This window comes from Actinomadura keratinilytica, from assembly GCF_039539665.1.
Lineage (GTDB): Bacteria > Actinomycetota > Actinomycetes > Streptosporangiales > Streptosporangiaceae > Spirillospora > Spirillospora keratinilytica.
Map to the genome: position 1 here is coordinate 1 of NZ_BAABDO010000249.1, position 1,807 is coordinate 1,807.

Below are 1,807 nucleotides of genomic sequence, written 5' to 3' on the forward strand. Positions count from 1 at the left end.
GAACTGGCCGCGCTGCCGGCGCCGCAGATCGGCTTCAACTACCTCGGCCGCTTCACCGCGACGGCCGACGAGCGGCAGCCCGGCCCGTGGCAGCCCGTCGGGGGCCTGGACGGCGGAGTGGATCCCCGCATGCCCGCCTCGCACACCCTGGAGATCTCGGCCGTCGTCCAGGACCTCGCAGGCGGCCCCGTCCTCGCCCTGACCCTGTCCTGGCCGGAGGAACTGCTGGACGCCGACGCGGTCGAGGAACTGGCCGGGACGTGGACGGCCATGCTGTCCGGGCTGGTCGCGCACACCGACGGCGGAGACGCCGGAGGTCACACCCCGTCCGACTTCCCCCTCACCGATATCTCCCAGCACGAACTCGACGAATTCGAAAAGACGGCGAAGAAGACGGCGCGGAAGGGGCCTAAGTGAGCGAGTCCATGTTGGAGGAAGTGTGGCCGCTGTCGCCCTTGCAGGAGGGCCTGCTGTTCCACGCCGTCTACGACGAGGACGCTCCGGACGTGTACGTCGGGCAGCGGGTGCTCGACCTCGACGGCCCGCTGGACACCGAGGTCCTCAGAAGGTCGTGGCAGGCGCTGCTCGACCGGCACGCGAGCCTGCGCGCCGGGTTCCGGCAGCGCGCCACGGGCGCGCCCGTCCAGGTGATCTACCGGGGTGTGGAGATCCCCTGGCGTGAGGTGGACCTGTCCGACCGGGCGCCGGACGCCGCGTCGGCGGAGGCCGCCCGCCTCGCCGCCGAGGAACACCGCCGCCGCTTCGACCTCGAGGTCCCGCCGCTGCTCCGGCTGCTCCTGCTGAAACTGGCGCCGGACCGGCACCGGTTGGTCATCACCACCCACCACATCGTCCTGGACGGCTGGTCCCTGCCGGTCCTGATGAACGAACTGTGGGCCGTCTACACGGCGGGAGGCGCCACCACCGGCCTGCCCCGGGCCACCTCCTACCGGGCCTACCTCGCGTGGCTGGCCCGCCAGGACAAGGACCGCGCGCGGGCCGCCTGGCGCGAGGCCCTCGCCGGAGTCGAGGAGCCGACGCTCGTCGCCCCGGCGAGCGACGTCCCGGTGACGCCGTCCAGCCTGACCGTCCAGGCCGGTGAAACGCTCGCCGAAGGGCTGCGCGACCTGGCCCGCGGCGTCGGGGTGACGCTGAACACGGTCGTGCAGGCTGGGTGGGCTCTGCTGGTCGGGAAGCTGACGGGACGTCGTGACGTGGTGTTCGGCGCGACCGTCGCGGGCCGGCCGCTGGACCTGCCTGGCGTTGAACGGATGCTCGGGCTGTTCATCAACACCGTCCCCGTGCGGGTGACGCTGGACCCGGGGGAGACGGTGGCGGCGCTGCTGGGCCGGGTGCAGGCCGAGCAGTCGGTGCTGCTGGACCACCAGTACTTGGGGTTGGCGGAGATCCAGCGGCTCGCGGGCTCCGGCGCCACCTTCGACACGCTGCTGGTCTTCGAGAACTACCCCATGGACCAGCAGGGCCCGCCGGACCTCGGCGGCCTGCGCTTCACCGGAGGCGACGTCCAGGAGACCACCCACTACCCGCTGTCGCTCGTGGTCGGGCCGGGTGACGGACTCGAACTGAAGCTGGACTACCGCCCCGACGTGTTCGACGAGCCCGCTGCCCGCACGCTGGCCCGGCGGCTGGTGCGGTTGCTGGAGCAGATGGCGGCCGACCCCGGGCTGCTGGTGGGCCGTTTGGACGTGTTGGCCGCTGACGAACGCGAGGCCGTGCTGTCGGAGTGGAACCACACCGCGCATGAGGTGGAGCCTGCGACGTTGGTGGATCTGTTCGCTGCGCAGGT

2 protein-coding genes are annotated in these 1,807 nt (G+C 71.9%); both read left to right on the forward strand.

Annotated features, from left to right (window positions below):
• Window positions 1-417, forward strand: a 417-nt coding sequence (locus ABD879_RS32475) for a hypothetical protein (RefSeq protein ID WP_345025619.1), incomplete at its 5' end; no start/stop codon positions are given.
• 8 nt (window positions 418-425) lie between these two features.
• Window positions 426-1,807: condensation domain-containing protein (locus ABD879_RS32480; RefSeq protein ID WP_345025620.1), on the forward strand; the 1,382-nt coding region annotated here is incomplete at its 3' end.